Annotated in this window: 18 protein-coding genes; 3 read left to right on the top strand and 15 right to left on the bottom strand. The window is 47.5% G+C overall.

Translation table 11 applies throughout. From position 1 onward, the window contains the following. From NVIE_RS04645 to NVIE_RS16275, 11 genes are all read right to left on the bottom strand, one after another. Positions 1 to 519 carry a hypothetical protein gene (locus NVIE_RS04645; RefSeq protein ID WP_075054249.1) on the bottom strand — a complete coding sequence of 173 codons (519 nt, stop codon included), beginning with the start codon at positions 517 to 519 and terminating at the stop codon, positions 1 to 3. A gap of 155 nt (positions 520 to 674) precedes the next feature. Continuing rightward, positions 675 to 1,022, bottom strand: coding sequence for a hypothetical protein (locus NVIE_RS04640; RefSeq protein ID WP_075054248.1), 348 nt, complete (start codon positions 1,020 to 1,022; stop codon positions 675 to 677). A 135-nt stretch (positions 1,023 to 1,157) separates the two neighbouring features. Further along, positions 1,158 to 1,595: a hypothetical protein gene (locus NVIE_RS04635; protein ID WP_075054247.1), complete on the bottom strand. Its 438-nt coding sequence runs from the start codon at positions 1,593 to 1,595 to the stop codon at positions 1,158 to 1,160. Further along, positions 1,592 to 1,900 carry a hypothetical protein gene (locus tag NVIE_RS04630; RefSeq protein ID WP_075054246.1) on the bottom strand — a complete coding sequence of 103 codons (309 nt, stop codon included), beginning with the start codon at positions 1,898 to 1,900 and terminating at the stop codon, positions 1,592 to 1,594. The genes NVIE_RS04635 and NVIE_RS04630 overlap by 4 nt, the downstream gene beginning before the upstream one ends. Positions 1,901 to 2,647: 747 nt before the next feature. Next, positions 2,648 to 5,350 (bottom strand): type IV secretion system DNA-binding domain-containing protein, encoded by a 2,703-nt coding sequence (locus tag NVIE_RS04625; RefSeq protein WP_075054245.1) that lies wholly within the window; start codon positions 5,348 to 5,350, stop codon positions 2,648 to 2,650. Positions 5,351 to 5,356: 6 nt separating this feature from the next. After that, on the bottom strand, positions 5,357 to 6,349 hold the full coding sequence (locus NVIE_RS04620; protein WP_144239502.1) for a hypothetical protein: 993 nt from the start codon (positions 6,347 to 6,349) through the stop codon (positions 5,357 to 5,359). A gap of 61 nt (positions 6,350 to 6,410) precedes the next feature. Beyond that, complete coding sequence (locus NVIE_RS04615) at positions 6,411 to 6,887, bottom strand: hypothetical protein (protein WP_075054243.1); 477 nt, start codon at positions 6,885 to 6,887, stop codon at positions 6,411 to 6,413. A 58-nt stretch (positions 6,888 to 6,945) separates the two neighbouring features. Beyond that, positions 6,946 to 7,281, bottom strand: coding sequence for a hypothetical protein (locus NVIE_RS04610; protein ID WP_158435092.1), 336 nt, complete (start codon positions 7,279 to 7,281; stop codon positions 6,946 to 6,948). A 246-nt stretch (positions 7,282 to 7,527) separates the two neighbouring features. Further along, complete coding sequence (locus NVIE_RS04605) at positions 7,528 to 9,411, bottom strand: VirB4 family type IV secretion system protein (RefSeq protein WP_075054241.1); 1,884 nt, start codon at positions 9,409 to 9,411, stop codon at positions 7,528 to 7,530. Beyond that, on the bottom strand, positions 9,408 to 10,109 hold the full coding sequence (locus NVIE_RS04600; protein WP_075054240.1) for a peptidase associated/transthyretin-like domain-containing protein: 702 nt from the start codon (positions 10,107 to 10,109) through the stop codon (positions 9,408 to 9,410). The genes NVIE_RS04605 and NVIE_RS04600 overlap by 4 nt, the downstream gene beginning before the upstream one ends. A 223-nt stretch (positions 10,110 to 10,332) precedes the next feature. Then, positions 10,333 to 10,566, bottom strand: a complete 234-nt coding sequence (locus tag NVIE_RS16275; protein WP_227717539.1) for a DUF123 domain-containing protein — start codon at positions 10,564 to 10,566, stop codon at positions 10,333 to 10,335. A gap of 141 nt (positions 10,567 to 10,707) precedes the next feature. Here NVIE_RS16275 and NVIE_RS04590 point away from each other — a divergent pair, with 141 nt between their 5' ends. From NVIE_RS04590 to NVIE_RS04580, 3 genes are read left to right on the top strand one after another with little or no spacing between them, the layout of a single operon-like run. Further along, the gene (locus tag NVIE_RS04590; RefSeq protein ID WP_075054238.1) at positions 10,708 to 10,986 is read left to right on the top strand and encodes an AbrB/MazE/SpoVT family DNA-binding domain-containing protein; all 279 of its coding nucleotides are present in this window, start codon (positions 10,708 to 10,710) and stop codon (positions 10,984 to 10,986) included. Further along, a complete protein-coding gene (locus tag NVIE_RS04585) occupies positions 10,976 to 11,389 on the top strand; it encodes a PIN domain-containing protein (protein WP_084790621.1) in 414 nt (137 codons plus the stop codon). Before NVIE_RS04590 ends, NVIE_RS04585 begins: the two co-directional genes overlap by 11 nt. Before the next feature lie 32 nt (positions 11,390 to 11,421). Further along, a complete protein-coding gene (locus NVIE_RS04580) occupies positions 11,422 to 12,153 on the top strand; it encodes a hypothetical protein (RefSeq protein ID WP_144239500.1) in 732 nt (243 codons plus the stop codon). Between the two features lie 18 nt (positions 12,154 to 12,171). Here the strand turns inward: NVIE_RS04580 and NVIE_RS04575 are convergent, their stop codons facing one another. From NVIE_RS04575 to NVIE_RS04560, 4 genes are all read right to left on the bottom strand, one after another. Continuing rightward, positions 12,172 to 13,995: a hypothetical protein gene (locus tag NVIE_RS04575; protein WP_144239499.1), complete on the bottom strand. Its 1,824-nt coding sequence runs from the start codon at positions 13,993 to 13,995 to the stop codon at positions 12,172 to 12,174. A gap of 133 nt (positions 13,996 to 14,128) precedes the next feature. Further along, entirely contained in the window at positions 14,129 to 16,279 is a 2,151-nt protein-coding gene (gene upsF / locus NVIE_RS04570; RefSeq protein WP_075054235.1) for a membrane pilin protein UpsF, read from the bottom strand. Positions 16,280 to 16,358: 79 nt separating this feature from the next. After that, positions 16,359 to 16,682: a hypothetical protein gene (locus tag NVIE_RS04565; protein WP_144239498.1), complete on the bottom strand. Its 324-nt coding sequence runs from the start codon at positions 16,680 to 16,682 to the stop codon at positions 16,359 to 16,361. A gap of 260 nt (positions 16,683 to 16,942) precedes the next feature. After that, a complete protein-coding gene (locus NVIE_RS04560) occupies positions 16,943 to 18,532 on the bottom strand; it encodes a type II/IV secretion system ATPase subunit (protein ID WP_084790620.1) in 1,590 nt (529 codons plus the stop codon). Positions 18,533 to 18,616: the final 84 nt, after the last annotated feature.

The following is an 18,616-nucleotide window of genomic DNA, read 5'->3' as shown; positions in this document are numbered from 1 at the left end:
CTATTCAGCTCCTTGGTTGTCAGACACAGGGTCGTCTACGCTCTTGACATCGTTGTTCTCTGCATCATCGCCAGTGCATTTTTCGTGGACGATCCTTCCGTTCTCGATGTACCTTGTCTGGTACTCCGTTACAGGTTCGTTGCACAGCGGGCATACGTCGTTACTGCTGTTGCCGGCGCAGTCCTCCACTTTGACCATCTCTATGTGCGAGATCGACCAGACGTCCCTCTGGTGCACCTTCCAGAAGAGATTGCCAAGTTCTGCCTTGATGGCAGGCGGGTCTATGTAGCCCCATTCCTTTTCCAGACCGATGACCAGTCCAAAACATTCGTCAGGATTGTCCCTGTCTGGCGTCCTTTCAGTTACAAACCAGTACCAGCCTGTGAAACTTTCGTAGACTTCTATCACCGGTACCAGTTTGCCGTTGATTGACCTGATTGCAGGTATCTCTTTCAGTTTCTTCTTTTCCTTGTTCTTTCCGTCGTCGTCATTGTTGAATACAGTCTTGTTGCTCGTCATTTTAGATTCCCTCCTCTATTGTTGCCGTCGTCACCTCCACTCTGCCCACTATCGATAGGCAGGGACCAGGAAAACCGTCGATTTGGACGTCCCATTCAAAGAGTGGTTTTAAAAAAACGGGGGGTGTTGCCGGACAGAAATTGCATCATTGCGGATTATCCGCCGACTACTGCCGGCAGTCCTACGAACACGCCTGTACTGTCCCGTACGACCTTCGCTGTCTCTGGCACTATCGCATTTATCTGCCTGAAACAGATTTCTCCGTCCACTTCTACAGCGATGGCGGCCATCTTTGCAGCCCGATGCTTTTCAGAATCGTTCAGCTTTGACAGCAAAGTAACGGCGGTTCGGGGCACTTCTGCTGAACTTTTCTCGACTGGCAGCCTTTCCTTATCGACTTCTCTTTTTGCTTCTTCTACTACCGTCAACAGAACGTTCCTTGATTCCTCGTGTGTGTTGTGCATTTTAAACACCTCCCAGTGTTTTGTCTTGATGCCCGGCACGCTGCTCTTTGCAGAACAGAAATACCTGCATCAATGTACCTCCAACCCACCATCAACTTGATGGTTCTAGCCAGGATTTTGACGCATGTTTTAAAGGCTGGCTGACGGCTTGCACCCTAGATTGTTACAAAAATCCTAGGGGCTTGCCGGGGTACTGATGTCTGGTTGTTGTAACGGCTGTTGTTCTCCTCTGTACGTCATCCTTACAGTTACCTTGTTGTTTTTTCTGACAAGGACCTTTACCCTGTAGCTGCCGGATGGAATCTTGCTGCAGAATTCCTGCAGGTGTGCAGTCAACGTACTTTCATCTGCCTGCACAACTGCACTGGTCAGATACCTCTGCATTTCGTGTGGAATGACCTGTTGCTGCTGCATTGAGTTTCGTACGGTACTTTTCTCCTTGTTTTTATTCGGGATTGCTTCTTTTTTCTGCGCTCTGTAAACCTCCTTCCTTGTTTCTCGGATAAGCTGCTCCATGGTCATTCCGGTTCCGGTTCTTGTTGTTGTTTGTCTTCGATTTCTTTGATTGATTCCAGACTTTTCTTCCCTACGGTCGATGTTGCTGCCGGTCATAGCATGAAGTCACCTCCAGCCACTGCCAGACCGCTTATCTCTTCTGCAATTGCCTGTGCCTGCCTGCCATGTTCGGCTACTGTCTGTGTGACTATCTCTTGGTACCTGAGTAAGATACTGTCCAGCGTTACCAGATAGTCTATCTGTTCTTTGGAGTTCCTGTACTTCCTTACTGCCATGTTTACAGCAAAGTTCGTTTCTGTCGTTGCATCAATCCACATTTTGCACAGGATTTCGTCGTCACCACCTGTTCCGTTCCTCCTGCTGTCACCGTCCTCGTTGTAGTTCATATTTTTCACAGCCATCTTATCACCTCCTTGTTGTGTCAGGGCCGTGTTTGCAAGCTAGCCCGCCAACTCCCACGCTCCAGGATAGTCCACACTACATCTCTTCGAATTGCAACGCAACAGCAAAAGAAATCTGGCACTGAATTCCAGACTGTTATGGTAGCGTAGATGCGGTCGTCTCTCTCGAAACGCTAGAGTCAGTTTTGTCCAGCTTGCATTGGTTCCACACCATCCCGCCGAGTCGGCCTTTTCTGGGTATTGATGGTTTGAACCTGTTGACTCGGTCACTGAAAGGGTCGTCTCTTGCCGAACTGTTTTTCAGTACTTGCCGTTGCTATAGGCGCCGTCCTTTTCTGATTCTGCCGTTGGTTTTGGTACCAGTGGTACCAGTTTTGCGTGCGCTGGTACCACTTTGGTCGAGTTTTGGTACCACTGGTACCACTTTTTACAGAAACACCGTGCTCTGGTACCAATTTCGCCTACTACTTTTCCTGTTTTTGGTACCACTGGTACCACTTTTCATGCAAAAACGCACATCTGCAGATGCTTGCTGAAAATTTACTCTAGGAAAAATTTGTGGCGGTCCTTGCCACTCCGGTGGTGCATGCGCACACGCAGCATGCATTTTTTGAAACGTACTGGTCGTTCGTTCGGCCGGTTGGGGGAGATTATTTCTTGTTGTTTTTGATAACTACTAGTTCAGAACACTAGAGGTATAAAAGGCGGAAATTGGCATCGCCGCACGACAAAAGTTGTTCCGGTACTTTACTTGCCATCATCCCTTTCGTCGATCTTGTCAAGAATCGTCATCCCTCTGTCAGTTATCGCATAACCTGGCATCCTTTCCTTTGTAAATATCAACCCCAGTTCTTTCAGCTTTGCTGACTTGCGCATAAACGACATCCGGGGTATTCCCAGTCTGGCTACAATGTCTGACGATTTCAGACCCGGACTTTCCTTTACTGCGCGAAGAATCCTGACCAGGGATTCGTCGTCTGCAAGTTCCTGATACAGCATCTCCATAACTGTCGTGGCGGTGTCTTCTTCCTCTCCGCCCTCATCAGGCGTCTTTTCTTCATTTTCGCCAGGGATACTTGCATTGCCTGCATCCCCTGAATCTTGCTCTTCAATATCCCTTCCTTCAGATTCTGTTTTGATGTTTACTGGAGGAGCCACGTGTGCCGCACTCGATGTTGTTCTTTGCTGGCCTCCATCTGTCAGATTTTGTTTTTCTATAATTTCTACCTCCCTTACGCTCTCATTTCCATGCTCTTTCACATCGGGCAATTCTGCCTCGGCTATTGCTTGTTCCAGTAATACAGGTTCTTGGATTGCGGTTAATGCATGGACCACTTTTTCTACATCTGAATGAGTTGCAGCCCTGTTTACAAGCAAAACCGGCACATAGGCAGAAATGCTGTGCTCTTTCAATGCCTGCAGTATCCTCTTTTTCCTCTCTTCGCTGTCTGTTATGAAGACAGTCTTTATCCTGCTGGACGCATTTCGGAGATAGTTCTCGATTGTCCTGTTTGGATGTCGTTCTGGGTAGACCTCAAACTCCACAGCCCAGGCCGGCGGGATTTCCCATTCGTCCGGGTCGTGCTTTGAACCGTTCTCTGACAGTTTTGGCGAGAATGCATAGATGTCCGAATGCCCTTCGCTGAGACGCCCGTTGTCTGCAATGCAGTACCATCCCATCCTCCAGAAAGCGTGGAGGAAGAGGTCCATCCAGTTGAGATGTATGTTTCCACCAACTCTTGCACCCTTTGGTATTTCGTAGAAAGGCTTCAGCCCTGACTCCGTCAGCATAAATGCGAACCTCCTTTTATCTGATTGATCGTCTGCAGTTACCTGAATAGTCTGCACCAGCCCTTCTCTTACCATCTCGTGCAAGACTGCCTTTACTTTCTGAAATCCTGAATCGTAGGGTTTGTGGTGATGGGGCGATGATACTGCCTGTTCAAAGAGGGCTTTCATAGTCATTCCATTACTCTCAAAAAAGAGCCTTGTCTGGATAAACCACTTTATTGGCGTTGTGAAGAATGGCGGCCTTGGAAAGGCAGCGTTCTTCGGAGCGATAACAATAACCTCATTGCTCTCAGCCTTGTCTTGCAGAGGGTCCGAACTTACCTCCTGTCCGTATATACGCAGGCTTTCTGCCATGCATTCTTCGCTCCTTTTGATCAATTCCAAATCCTTGATCTGCGTGTGATGCGTCGAAAGTGAAAATGGTTTTAGCGGTATCCCCTTCATCTTGGTGCTTACCATGAACTCGTACCTCGGAAGGAGCATTATCGTCTGTGTGTCATAAGGAACAAAGAAAGGTGCTATCTCCTTTGCAGTGTCAGGACCTACAGAGAACGTTATGATTGTAGAGCAGTTCCCAAATACTGCTTTCTTTATCTCTTCGGTAAACCCGGACGGATACTGGGTAACCAGAGTGAAATAGAGGCGGTACTTTGCTACCTCGCGCAATATGTCTATCACTGCGTCTGTTACAAAAGTGTGGGCTTCATCTACATACAGGTAACATGCCTTCCTTTTCTCCTTCACTCGCTCGTCTGCCCTGCTTATCGCAGTCTGGAATATCTTGTCCAAGAGCAGGCTGCCGATAAACGCAGACATGTCGCCAAGCCTTGCCTTTGAAAGGTTGACCAGGACGAATTTGCCGCCGTCTATGGCGTCTCTCAGGTCCAGAGTCTTGACTACCGCGCCATCTTTCCTCTTGGTCCGGAACATCTCTTTTACCAGAGGGTCGACAAGGATGGTGTTGAGCCTTGTCAGGATTGGCTCAAGCGACTCTGGCCTTATCCTGCCAAAGTCGTTGACAAAAAAGTTGACGACGTCTTTGTTTGAGCAGTTTCTCATTAGTCGCTCTCTGTACTCGACATCGTTTATCACGTAATAGCAGTCAGTTATGTCGGTGGAACCTTTCTCCTGGTCTATGAGAAGCAGGATGGTGTTTCTCATTATCCTTTCAAGCAGAGGCCCCCACATCCCGCCTGAGAGCTTTTTCACAGCGTCAATGAAGCCCTGCGCAACTTTCAGACGTGACAGGCTATTTGAATATTCCAGAAAATCAATCTTGACCACCCTGCCGTGCGTGTGTATTGTCATAGGGTCGATAAGTATCGTGTTCTTTCTCTTCTCGTCAGGTATCAACGCCAATATTTTGTTGACAGAATCGCCGGACGGGTCAATGTAGACAAATGTCTCGTTTTCCTGTACATGCTCAAGTATCAGCGTTTCTATGAGAGTGGTCTTGCCGTACTGCGTCCTTCCTATTATGAGCGTGTGTCCCCTGTCGCTCTTGTACAGGCCCTTCCTCTCGCCGGTGTTACTGTCAACGCCCAGCAGGTATATCGGTTCTGTGTTAGGTTCAAGATATTTTGAAATGTCAAACTCTTCATGAATTTTGCCTTCCTTCTCTACGTCCGGCTTCTTTCTGATGCGTTCGAATAATCCCATTCGGCATCACTTGGACGGCATGGAGGAATCAGGTCCAGGCCTTGACACGCCCTGCTCAAAATGCGCTGACTGTTGTGATGGGTGAACTGCCATTATAGACAGCATCTCTTCCATGCTGAGGATTGCAAGCCCGTATTCGCGGAATGAAAGCAGAAGGGATGCCTTGGATCGTGACAGCGCTGGCGGCGCAGCTCCCGGAAGAAGCCCTTCTGCCTGTTCAACCTTCTTTACTTTTGCAGAAAATCCGTTGTGCCACTTTGGAAACTGCTTCACTATGTTTTCAAGGTGGGCACTGCTCATGCTGAATACTGTTATCTTTGAGAGGAATAACGCGTGCGATCTGGCCTTCATTTTCATGGCTTCAAGCAAGTTCTTTTCAAAAAGTGATAGCTCCTTGTCTTGTTTGGCCAGACCCATGGATTCGCCTTTCTTGGTCGAGCCAAAACGTGCTGCTTCGCTGGCAAACCCTGCACCCATACTGGCCAGCTGCGAGAGTATGTCTGAAGACGGCAACTTCTTTTCGAACTTTTCAAGGTAGTTCCATATTCTTACAGCTGCGCGACTGTCTGCTCTGAAAACTATCTCCAGCATTGACGGCACGCCATACAGTGATTCAGCTATGTTTCCTGCTGCAGAGGAAAGTGGGTTGTTTGAATTATTTTCTGCTTTAGAAGAATGGTCTACCATGGGAAGAGGATAAGGTCTTTTCAGCTTCAATTCTGCAAAATAGCCATACCGTCTTGGTCGAGGGGAGCCGGAGAGAACCTGTACTGGCATTTTTGACAGGCTGCTTATAACCTGTCTTTTGCCGCCGTCATCGACGTCTATGAAGTACCTGATGGATATCTTGTCTGGGTAGTTTTGAGATTTGTCGCATTGCAACAGTACCCTGCCGATTCTCCCACTAGAATGCAAATTCTGCAATAGTTCCATATAGCCATCACTTGGATACTTTTGGGAGCTGCTTATTTGGAATGGCCTGATCTCGATCATAACCATAAAACCATCCATTCATCACCCCTGCATTTAAAAACGAAAATTCTGTCAGCAGATGTGCCGTCTATCGTTTTACCCTGCTTTGATTTTCTTTACGTTCCACATTCAGGTTCACAAAGGCATCGATCATGTGTACCACTCCAAACAGGCACAGGGCAGCCGGCAGGTAAGATAACGACGAAACTGACAGATTCAAAACAGCCACAATACCAGTTGAGCCATATTCAGTAAACGTGTGATATACAGGATACAGTAGCACAGCAAGCACCATGGCTGCAGGAATTTCTACAAGAACCAGCTGCACCGCCAAGCCCTTCCTAAAGCCAAATTGCTCTACAAGCCTTGAAAATACTGCGTTGGTCTCGTTGACTGAAAAGTTCCCCCTGTCTGCAGCGTAGAACTTGTAGGTGGTCCACACATCGAGTGAAAACCCGGATGCCCATATCGACAGAAAAAGGAAGCTTGTGAATGAGAAAAGGACACCTGAAGTGGAACTATCATAAATAAAGAATACGATGGGCGCGCCCAGAGAGATGGCCATGAATGTTCGGAACACTCTGAGAGGAGCTGATGATATGTCCAATCTGGGAGGACCTGGTCTACTTTCGTCGTTCGCCTGTTGAGGTGTGTCTATTCCTAGTGAGTTCTATGGCGCCCCACGTTATCCCACCAATTATCACCGCGACTCCTATGTACTGGATCATAGTCAGAAGGTTTCCTACCATCGATACCAGCTGGGGCGGTAGATTGGCAGGAGGATTTCTGTAGTCAATGCCTGTCAGCCATGCGGCAAGGTAGGGTGCAAGGTACATCACGACACCTCCAAGTATTCCTCCAACTATGATCCTCTGTCCCTTTGCCTGTTCCTGCTCAGAGCCTCCCCTGACAAAGGTGAGCCTGTGACTCAGGAACAACGAAGCTGCGAGGGAAATCATCGTCCACACGGCAAGTGCCGGAGCCGAGAGTAGACCTGTTATTGCACCGTCAACAAACAATCATATTTCACCAAAAGGACATATTGCGTGAATATTTAACATCGATAAAAAGACTAGGCCGGCTGCATAGCCTTGGTGGCTCGTACCGACAGTTTCGACATGATTTGCCCCCCACCCTCACTAGATTTAGAACCTCTGGTCACGCTAACGACCCGTCATTTCTGACAAACCTTGCCCCGAGAGGCCTCATACTTGGTCCGACGGCCTGGTTGTGAATATCTGCTCTTCCTCTTCCGATGCTATGAACTTTATTGGAACATGCACATTCTGCGCTATCAAAAACCCATTTCCTGAATCCAGCTCAACAAGATGCTCCCTTTCCCTTTCAGACAGGCCAAAAGCCCTTGCAACAACATCTGCAGACAGCTCGTCCTGCCTGAGCAGAACCTTGGTTGCGCTATTTTCAATTATCGACCTTCCAAGTCCCGGCTTTCCGTCAGACTCTCCAAGGACATCTGCCGCCCTCTGGGTGTTGATTATGAAGCAGACATTTCTCTTCCTTCCAAGCCTTGCGGTCCTCTCCAGAAATCTGGCTGCGGCAGGAATTGCCAAGTAAAGCCATGCTTCGTCTACGACGACTATCTTCTGTACTGCCCTGGGCAAATGTGATTCGTCGTTTATCATGTTCCATACCTTTCCAAAGAGCAGCAGGGAAAGTAGGTTCTTTTCGATGCTGCTTTCAATGTCTTTCATCGAGAATATCATCCTGCCTGTGAACTCTACCGGTTTTCCTCTGAAAACATGAGCCAGAGTGCCATCATCAACCAGATCTTTCAGATAGCCTTGCATGCTCCTAGGACAGCTGTTGTAGAGCGCTTGTATGTCGTCCGCTTTATTTGCAATGGTGCGAAGCGTGGCGTGGTAGTCTTGCGGCAGGCTGGTTATCGATGCGATTATCTCCGAAGCGTCTATCGAAGAATAGATCTTCAGAGGATCCAGACCCATATCTGAGTGCGGATCAAATTTAACAACATTGGCTTCCAATACGTTTCCGAGCTTTATGTACTCGTTTTCTGGGTCAAAGACAAAGAGGGCGGCATCAGGATTTCGCTGGAGCATCCTGCTCACAATTATCTTTGTTGAAAACGACTTGCCGCTGCCGCTTGTGCCCAGAGTCGATATGTTATAGTTGTCATGCATGAACACGTCGTAAATGACTGGAGCACCGGTGAGCTTGTTTGCCCCTAGGAATACGCCATCCGGCAATTCGACGATGTCGGCAGACACGAATGGAAAGAGCGTAGCAGCAGTAGTCGTATCTACAACAAGCCTCTTTCCCAGATTCCCGGCAAGCAGGTGCCCTTGAACAAACCTCGGACTGTCGAGATAGAGCAGCCTGGCCTGCAGCGTGTTCTTTAGCAGTTTCACATTCCTGTTTAGATCCTTTCTGTCTTTTCCGCCGACAACAAAGTTTACTATTATCTTGAACAATCTTGTCTGGCCGTTTGTCAAGAGCTCCAGAGTCTGCTGCGCCATCGTATGCCTCTGGACAAGTTCGTAAGGTGATGTTCTGCGCTTTTGCTGGTCTGCAAGGATCATTCCGCTGAGGAACTTCGTGTATTTGTTCATCTTTGCTGTAGCCTGCTCCTGAATTACTGGGACAATTACTATCGAAACCTCGTCGGCAATGCCGTACGTCTCGCTAACAAAACCCTCGACCAGAGTGCTCGACAGCTTGTACAGGGTAAATGTCCTGATCATCTTTCCTTCAGGGAGTATTATCCTGTCGCTCATCTTTCTCACGACTGTATATGATGGAATTTCTGAAATTCTGTTGTACAGCAGGCTGAAACCTGACAGCCTGTCATCGATGTTTTCCTCACTTTCAACAAAATACCGGTAGAACTGCATTTGGTATGAGCCGTCGCCAATAGGAATTGCCTTGCTGCTCTTCTTGGCTACAAGTCGGATTCGGCTGTTCAATGAATTGAGAAACTGCCTGAACCTCTCGACAAGTTCCTGCTGCTTCGAATTGGGCAGCATTACAAAGTTCAGTGGCTGCACTTCATAGATGTACTTGAAACGGTCTTTGCACGATAATTCTGTCAGAAAGCCGGCGGGATTGTTCAATTCTGTATCCCCTGCCCGGTCTTGGCAGCATGCAACCGCCCACCTTGTCGCGGCTGCGGCAACTGCACGTCGACTGTTATGCTCTTTACAATTGCCGCATACCCTTCTGGTTTTACTTCAATCGTGTTAATGCCCGGCTTCTCGGGTACAAAAGGGATGGTGAGAAATCCCTCCTCGTCTGTTAATCTTTTTCCCGCACTCTTACCGTCAACCAGTATCTCGCATCCCTTGTTGGGCAAAGGGCTACCGGTCGTGGGATCTCTAACAAGGACCACCAGCTTCTGTATCTGAGTATCGTGGGTGTCATCGCCGGCATCCAGCACAGAAATGTCAAAGGTTTCTGTACCACCTTGTCCTGCGCTCGCAGACGGCGTGGAAAAAGGCGGTACCGCGCTCTCCTTCCTTGCAGATCCAACATCGATTCTTTTGGCAAATAGCGCAAACATCATGGACTGCTCCGGCGTCAAGGTCTTTATTCTCTGGAATGCAAATGCAAGGCCAAGTATTACAAGAAGGCTGGTTATGGCAACCTTTAGCATGTCATCACCTACACTGTTAAATGCCGCCCACGCAGAGATGCCAAAGACAAAGACTATGACAACCTGCCTTACCGTCAATTTTCCCATGGGCGTGTCAAAGAACTTTTCATGAATGAAGCCTATCTCTTCAAACCATAGCGACCTTATCACTTCAGGCATGTATACAGCAGCATAAACTGCGAGGACTTAAAACACAGGAATCTAATCAGACGTGCAACACAATAGGAGTTAATTCCCGCGAAGAAAATATCTTTTTCATATCTTGTAGCGACTCGTCGATCGATGAATCAAGTCTATAGAGATGGAGTCGCAGCTACAGTCGCTTGAACCAAAAGCAGGTACTTCGCTAGAGAATGGCTTAGACGCAATCACTTTGCTGACTTTACATTCGACTCTCTTGTTTGTCTCCCATTACCACATATTCTGTGGACGCGTAAGGAGAGCCTATAAGATAGTCTATGTGCCAGTGCATGTTCTCCTTCCTTTTTGACAGGTGTCTGGATATCCTTGGCTCTAGACCATTGAGGGCTGAACCGACATAAGCGTAGACTCCTTTCTCAAAGTGCAGTCTACCGAGGGAACCGGTTCTTGCGATAGCAGGCCTGCCAATATGCATCAGGAGGACGTAAACACCCTTCATTTGGGATAGCATTGACTTGTTTGGATACGAAAAAGGTTGCGTCGTTTATCACGATGAAGGGATTGCATTAGTAATACACAATCTTTATGTATTACATGAACTATTATATTACTGGTAATGGTAGAGACTGTAGTTACAGTAACGAAGAAGGGTCAGGCTACAATACCAAAGGAGTTAAGAGACAAGCACAAGATAGGGAAAAAGGCCCTTGCCGTGGACACGGAGGAAGGTGTGCTTCTGAAGCCGGTTCCGGACCCTCTGATGGAGAAAGGTTCTCTCAAGGAGCTCTTCAAGGGCAAGACGTCCAAGGAGCTAATCGAGGAGGCCCGGTCAGAGGAAGCTAAAAGAGAAAAGAAGTTGTTAAGAAGAGGCGGCAAATCAAGCAGTGAGCAGTAACATAGTACTTGATACTCAGGCCCTGCTTATCCTCTACATGGGCGAGGAAGGCTCAGAACATGTTGCAGGCCTGCTCAAGCAGGTTCTTGACAGGAAGATAAAGGGATACATGAATGTCGTTAACCTGGCAGAACTATACTATATCCTTGGCAGAAAGAGCAAGAAAGTGGCGGAGGAGAAGGAAAGAAACGTCAGGAGCTTTGGTGTCAAGATAGTTTCTGTAAAAGATAACGCATTATGGAAAGAAGCGGCCATGTTGAAAGCAAACCATTCGCTGTCCTTGGCCGATGCTTTTGCAGCTGCAACAGCAAAAACTTTAAGGTCAAAGCTAGTTACCGGTGCAGACCCGGAGTTCGATGGTATCGATAACGTCCAGATCGAAAGAGTGGGTGCAAGGAGGTAGCAGTAAACCATGGTGATCCCAATATGATAATATTGAAAGATACCGAGAAACTCGTAAGAGAGGATAGGGTCGAACTGTCTGGTGATGACGGAAGGAAATATGGCAATGGGACGCTATATCTTACAAACACAAGACTGATGTTTGAAACAGAGAACGGCGTTGTGCCAAGGCTTATTGTGCTGTACACCATCCAGTCTGTAGTTCCAGTCAAGAAACATGAATTCACTGTATCATATATGGACGATGACGGCACCAAGATATTCACGGACAGGTACAAGATGAGAGAGGGAGGCAACTGTGAAGACTGGATTGCAGATTTTCGAAACACATCCAATGTCTCTATATCGTCTGGAGTAGAATTGGCCTATTCGAAATCGACAACTGAAGGCAGAGCAAATGGAATAGAATCCTCACAGGACGACAGACAGAACGTAAATGACGTAGTTGTAGATGTAAATGCAAAAACACTTTCGTGGAAAAAGGTCGAAGGCTGGAGGAAATTCCCTGAAGAACACATCTGGCAAGGTACTGAAAGACTTGATAGTATGACAAAGGAGGAGTGGCTTGCATTGAAAAAAGAATCTGTAGTGTTAGACGAAAGATTGGATAGATTACACTCAGAATATTACGAGGCCAAGAAATCCAAGAATAAACAAAGATGTGGAGAAATCAAGGAAGAGATGAAGTTGATAGACAAAGAGCTCTATGGCGGAGGAGTCGTTCCGTTCAAGAGTATTGCTGCTGATACGTGGCCGGAAAGATAACGGCTTGCTAGCCGACCCTCACTCTTTCTTTGCTTCTCCAAACAAGGCTGTAAACAGTTCAGAATAAGAATCCTGCATTTTTATGCGCATGTTGCTTTCACTGGCACGTTTCTTTAGATGTAATTTCGTAACTTCATGATTCAATTGCCTCTGAAATGAACTTCTGGAATCAATTAACTTTGCAACATTTTCTTTTGTAGGAGAACCTTGTTCCTCAAAACTTTTCAAGTGCAATGCCACTCTGCTCGCCAGTTGTGGATGGGCCTTCAACGCAATCACAGTGTCGCGGAATGTCTTCGCAGTTTCAGTTGGTCTGTTGGCAAGAGAAGGTTGTCCTAGTACTCTTACAAGCCTTTCTGCTATTCTGGAATCATCCATGTCAGAGATTGACTGGATGTACTGCCACCCATGTTTTGCGCTCTCTCCATCTGCAGGTTTGAACGCCAAATCTGATATTGTCCCTTGCATACGCAGCAATGCTGTTTTGTAAGGTGCACTGTTTCTGATAGAATCGAGACCTTGCATTGACTGTCTTGAAACCTGGATTCTGTCCGGCAATGCATTTGGACCTATTCGAATGCCTTTGGTGGCTTCCAGCAGACCTTTACCGTAGCCTTTTGCTCCACCAAGCGTCATAGCCGGTGCCATTATCCTCAGACCGTCTGTGAATCCTACAACCCTGTTGCCGATGTCTGATAACGGGCTTCCGCCTGCAAACTTCGTAGATGCACCAAACACCTTGCCAAAGCCACCTGCAGTCTGCATAATCGATGCACCGGCAGCCAGCGCCCCACCTCCAGTCATTGCACCGATGACGGCAGCCCCTGTTCCAGCCGTCGTGACCATGCTGACAGTGCTTGAAAACACGCTGCCAACTTTGGGAGCAAGTACAGTCGGCATCAGAGCAGTTGCGACCAGAGTTCCAAATGCTGCAAGGATAGATAGCAGGCCACCCCATTCTGTTGCAACTTCATAGCCGAACTTCAGAAATATCGCCGCTATAAGACTGGCGAGTATCAGCCCTATCTCCATCTCTATCAGCGAATCTGCTACGCCTTTGGTAAGAGGAATCAACCTCAAAATCAGAATCAAGGGCATCATGACCAGGATGGCTCCTACAAAGAATATCCTGAGAGTTCCAAGAATCGCGATGGCAAGCAGCTCAACAAGAACCAGTATGAACACAAACACAGACAGTATGGTCTGCACGATGCCCTGAGGAACGTTGACAAACTCCGGGCTGATTGCTGCCTTCAAAAGCCCTGTTATCTCCCCATTCTTCAGTATCATCCCAGAAGATGGATCGGTTATCACGTTGAACATTGTGGCAGTTGTATTGTAGATTGGGAGAATCAGGAAAAGTACAACAAGCGTAAACAGGCTGCTGGAAAGGATATGCGATGCGGTCCCTTCTTTCAATATTCCAAAGTTCTCGACAGCATAGCTCAGGCCCGCCATCAAAAGCACAAACACAAAGAAAACAAGGGCAACATTCTGAATCAAAGGATATACTTCAAGTATCGCAGCCTCGACGCCGCCGTTGTTAACTGATGGGTCGGCCACCGGCAGTTTCACAAGAAAATAATAGACGCCCTGTTCGCCACCGACGCTGTCAAGGATCCAGCCAAAAGCTCCTGCCAGGCCGTCTGTGAACGCCTTTACTGTCAGACCAAACATCTGTCCGAAGGCATCTGCCATAATCGACACAGGGTCCGGTGCTATCGGCACTGGTGGCGAGGAGTCAGATTGTGAAGTACTGTCGGTACTATTGCTGTCAACAACGATGCCACTGGCAGCAGTGACGACCATCAGGAATGCGAGGATTGCCTGCGCTGGATCCAACAACACTAGTATTCATCAGAAAGCCAGCCTGTGTTCTTAAAAGGCAGAATTATTGCGGATTCGGGAATTAGGCGACTATTCATTCCAAATGAAAAGAAAAGGTCGTAATCTACGCAACTTCATCCTGTGCAGCCTATCCTGTCACCATTCGTATTATGCCTGAAACAAACTCTGTTGACAAGGAAATCGATATCGCTGCAACAGCAACGGTCACGGCTATTCTGAGGGTGTTTTTTGAAGTCAGGTCGATTGCCTTTCCTGCTACAAACGCCATGCTTGCAGATGCCGCCACAATCATCATGTTTGTTGTCTGGATCAATTCGTCTGGGACTGACGATATCTGCTTCAAGATTCCGACTTCCGAAGCTGATGCCACAGTCGAGCTGAATGCAGTCATCAAACTTGCCATAAGCGCGACGGTAAATGCCAGACCAATCGGTGTAAGGTAGGTGAGAACTTCGTACAGGTGCATCGTACTCTTGGCTTCTTTCTTTATCTGATTCACATTGCTCACAAAGTTTGTCAGTGTCTCAAGTGCAGATGCCGTACCGCCTCCACTATTGACAATTTCGCCCAGAAGGAAGAAGGTCAGCCTGCCAAGCCAGCTCCTCACCTTGATTTCTGTGTCGCTCAGCCTCAGGCCCATCCGCATCTGCTTTGCCGTGTTTTTGAGCAGTGCGTCAAAGGTTGCGTTGTACAAATTTTCTTCGGCAATTTTGAAGACAGACCTGTTTATGTCGTAGCCCATCTTTTTGTACTCTGTAATATCCCTCAGGAATTGAGGCAGCGCCTTTTCGACCTGCGTTATTTCCCTTCTTTGCGCGATGACCCAAGCGCCGTAAAACACGCCTGTGGATATGATGGATGTTGCAAGCGCTATCCAGACTGTGGAATGAGACAAAAAGTAGGCTACTGCAAAACTTGCTATCGCTGCTACTACACTGAAAGTAGTTTTGCCTTCTATTAGATCGTAGGTCTTTGGCTGCATGTTGCTTATCATCATAAAAACGACTGCGGTAAGCAGGGGAATCAACACAGCCACAACCGCTCCTGTAATGACCGTGGTCTGTAAAGGAAACACGAATGCCGTTGTAAGTATGAGCACTGGCATTATGAAGAACAGGCTGACCATGACTTCGCCTATGTCAGAAACCATTGCCGTGTAGCGCTGCCATCTGAAACGCATATCGTTTAGAAGTTCCTTTGACTTTGCGTCAAGGTAATGCACTGTATCCCCGCCGCTCCTCCATTCACTTGTATATCCAAGAAGCAGACCCCTGAACTTTTCATTTGGATGTACCCTTCCAGCCTGCTCCAGGGCCTCTACTTGGTTTTTGAAAAAGAACTGCACGTTTCTCTGTATCATCAGTGCTTCTTTCTCCAGATTTGCAAAGACGTTTCTGGACGCAATGTTCTCAAAACTGTTGTAAAGCGATAGACCGACGCTCTGCATTACTGACGCATATGTGCAAAAGAACGGCAGCTCGTCTTCTATGCCGCGCTTTCTGTCCCCTGCCATACTTTTTAGTTTCAGGTAAGGCATCACTAGCATCGCCAATGGAGCAAGCAGGGACAGAAGGGCTGGAAACGAAGGGACATCGTAGCTTTGTAAAGAAAGAAGTACGACCACCGTTAACGGGATGCTTGCGACAAGAGCAAGTAAGGAGAGGAACACGTACTTGCTTGAGAGGATCTGCGGGTTTATCAGCATGCCAGACTTGATGACTTCTGGTGTCAGCAGATGCGCGCTCATAGCTTTTGAGATAGCTGACAGTATGTTGTTTCGTGATACTACCCTCAGTGCAAGGTTATGCTCAAATGGCCTTACTGTGACTTCTTTACCTGCTCCCTTTCCAGAGCCCCTAGCTTTGGCAGCACCCCTATAATGGAAAATAGCAGTTATCGTCAGGGAGACGACGCCGATTCCAGTCAGAACCAGACCAAGTGTATCTGCATAGTTTTCATTTACGGGAGTCAGCACAAACATCCCTCCTATGCCAAAATAAAGGACGGCGGCTGACGCTATGTAAGATACCAGAATGGGATTTGGCTGCCACGTGAGCCTTAATTCCAGATACTGTGGCTTCTTCCATAATTCTATGGCGTATGTCAGCAACACCAGCACTCCGCCCACGCCAATTCCTGCAAGCATAATTCCGGCTATCTGCGTGTAGACAAAACCCGAGGCAGAGTACTGGACAAATACATGCAGTCCTATATACGAGCATGCTATCAAGAGTGCTACGATTATCAGGTAGGTGATCCTAGAATCTGCCTTGACCATACAGAATTACCATCGGTCAAGCAGTAAAAAGGGGGAAAGTGGGACAAGACGCTACCACTCTATGAGAAGAGCAAGCATCTTACAGAAGATCGTCTTGCTCCTCAACGAAGTCTTTCTTTGGACCGGTCACAGGCTCTGACAGTTCCTTTTCTACCGCATCTGGCCTTTGAATGAGTACAAATGCCGTCAGGAACGGGGCAAAAACCGCAATGTTATAGACAAGGTGCAAGACGACCGGGTCGAAATAGTTGCCCAGTATTCCAAGACAGGAAGCGCAGCTCTGCACGATATGCTGTTCCAGCTTGACTGAATGTTCTACAAAATGCCATGACTGGAGGGCCATGGCAGAGAGGAAAAGTACGTTGATGGCCGCACTGTACTTGTCCATCCTACTCTTGAACAAAATCCACGTCAGCGTAATTAGCGCCAGATAAGACACGTTGTAAACGAAATGGACCGGCTCTATGTCAAGTTGGGAACCAAGAACTCAATAAGGGTGAGACCATTGCAGAACGAATTTCTCGGTTACCTGTGCCACGTGTTCGATCATATGGAATGACTGGACAAACAGGGTTCCAAACAGCACGAGGTATGGCCAGAAGCCCACTACATACGGTCAGGTCATTCTGTGTTATTTACCCTTTCTTCAAAAATGCAAGTTCCTTATCTTATGTTATCTCGATAGAACGACTGTATTGCTTTAGAGACATCAGAGTATGCCAGCTTGTCTTCATCCACAAGATCTGTAAGCAGATTACATCTTTCCTTTAATTGATCTACTACCTCGCAATCTGTCCAGCCCCTAAGCTTTGCAATTTCCTTTAACCTGTAACTTGTCTCTACCAAATGCTCTGCAGCATTGTCCCCATCTGGAGCAAACCTGTCTGTCCTTGGATTCCATGCAAATACCTGTTTCAATTCCATAAGGTTCTCTCTAGGAATGACCTCGGTAGAAGATACTGTTCTTCTGATGACTTTTCCCTGCCTGTCTTTGACCCTGTTTAGCATGAGAAAGTTCCAGACCAGCATCCTGCCTCCAAGGCTTACGTCCATGGGAGGAGAGCTCATCCTGACAAGAGCCGCTTCAGGGCTTTCTGCATGCATTGTGCACAGCGCAGAATGTCCTATCGCGGCCGCCTGTATCAGCGCCCTGATTTCAGCGCCCCTGACTTCTCCAAGGATGACGTAATCGGGCCTGTACCTTAGAGAAAGGATAACGAGATCCATCAGATCGACATCAAACCTTGACTCTGTAATGGAATAGGTCCTCCTTGTCTTGAAACGTTGCCAGTGGGTGTGTGGCAATCGCAGCTCCGGTGTGTCTTCTATCGTGGCAATCTTTGAAGACGGGTTTATCATTGTTGACAGCGAGTTTAGTGACGTAGTCTTGCCAGAACCCATGGTTCCCAAAATCATCACAAATCCCTTTGACTCTACAAGCAACCAGTAGTAGGCAGCCATCAGCGCAGACATTGTGTTTGACTTTATTAGGTGTGCAATGCTCAGCGGTTCTTTGGGGAATTTTCTGATGTCAAATGAACTCCCAGGCAGCGTGACCTCGCCGGCAAAAGTTACTGCAACCCTGTGACCGTCAGAGGTCATAGAGTCGGCAAATGGCACAGCGACGGTGACGCTCTTGCCTGTTTTCTGAGCCAGCCTCTGGACGTATGTACGAAGGCTGTCTTCGCTGGCAAACCTGACGTTGGTGTCTATCCAGTCGTATTCTGTAAAGCGCCGATGCATCACCGCAACAGGCTTGTCGTAGCCTTCTGACGATATCTCTTCCACGTCGTTATCCTTCATCAGTATGTCTATCGGTCCGTAACCGATGGCATCCCTTGCAATGAAATATCTGTACTTTTGATACGCCTTTTCCAGCTGCTCAACAAGTCCTAGATTTTCTGCCACTTCCCATATGTATCCCTCTATGTATTGAAGTGGGTCTTCGGTCTTGGCAATAGGCTTCAGCGAGAAGTACAGACCTTCCATTATAAGCGAATAAACCCTCTGCTCCTCTTCGTCTAAAGAGGGTTCAGTGACTACGTATTTTGCTTTGCTACCACCGTCGTTTTCATCCAAAACGACATAAACCGCCGACTGCTCTACTGCGTATCTGTCGAGTATCTCTCCACTTACGACAGCTACAAGAGGCTCTGCCCTGAACTTTGGACCTTGATGCAGAGGCTTACGGGCCTTACCCATAAAAGGGAATATTTGGTGCATCGTTCTTGGAATGATTTTGGGTATGTTCATCAATCATGATGAGATCTGGAATTAAAAAGAGGAAGACTCTGAAAAGAACAGCTACTTTTATAGCTGATAACAATAAGAGAATTG

It is taken from the genome of Nitrososphaera viennensis EN76 (genome assembly GCF_000698785.1).
Classification (GTDB): Archaea; Thermoproteota; Nitrososphaeria; order Nitrososphaerales; family Nitrososphaeraceae; genus Nitrososphaera; species Nitrososphaera viennensis.
The sequence above is the reverse complement of the archived record's forward strand: the minus strand, read 5'-3'. Positions and strand labels throughout refer to the sequence as shown.

Excerpts from the sequence above, each read along its gene's own strand:
- NVIE_RS04600 (WP_075054240.1), bottom strand. The coding sequence starts at position 10,109 with ATGCCTGAAGTGATAAGGTCGCTATGGTTTGAAGAGATAGGCTTCATT.
- NVIE_RS04635 (WP_075054247.1), bottom strand. The coding sequence starts at position 1,595 with ATGACCGGCAGCAACATCGACCGTAGGGAAGAAAAGTCTGGAATCAAT.
- NVIE_RS04590 (WP_075054238.1), top strand. The coding sequence starts at position 10,708 with ATGGTAGAGACTGTAGTTACAGTAACGAAGAAGGGTCAGGCTACAATA.
- NVIE_RS16275 (WP_227717539.1), bottom strand. The coding sequence starts at position 10,566 with ATGCATATTGGCAGGCCTGCTATCGCAAGAACCGGTTCCCTCGGTAGA.
- NVIE_RS04620 (WP_144239502.1), bottom strand. The coding sequence starts at position 6,349 with ATGGTTATGATCGAGATCAGGCCATTCCAAATAAGCAGCTCCCAAAAG.
- NVIE_RS04610 (WP_158435092.1), bottom strand. The coding sequence starts at position 7,281 with ATGATTTCCCTCGCAGCTTCGTTGTTCCTGAGTCACAGGCTCACCTTT.
- NVIE_RS04630 (WP_075054246.1), bottom strand. The coding sequence starts at position 1,900 with ATGGCTGTGAAAAATATGAACTACAACGAGGACGGTGACAGCAGGAGG.
- NVIE_RS04645 (WP_075054249.1), bottom strand. The coding sequence starts at position 519 with ATGACGAGCAACAAGACTGTATTCAACAATGACGACGACGGAAAGAAC.
- NVIE_RS04560 (WP_084790620.1), bottom strand. The coding sequence starts at position 18,532 with ATGAACATACCCAAAATCATTCCAAGAACGATGCACCAAATATTCCCT.
- NVIE_RS04625 (WP_075054245.1), bottom strand. The coding sequence starts at position 5,350 with ATGGGATTATTCGAACGCATCAGAAAGAAGCCGGACGTAGAGAAGGAA.
- NVIE_RS04615 (WP_075054243.1), bottom strand. The coding sequence starts at position 6,887 with ATGGCCATCTCTCTGGGCGCGCCCATCGTATTCTTTATTTATGATAGT.
- upsF (WP_075054235.1), bottom strand. The coding sequence starts at position 16,279 with ATGGTCAAGGCAGATTCTAGGATCACCTACCTGATAATCGTAGCACTC.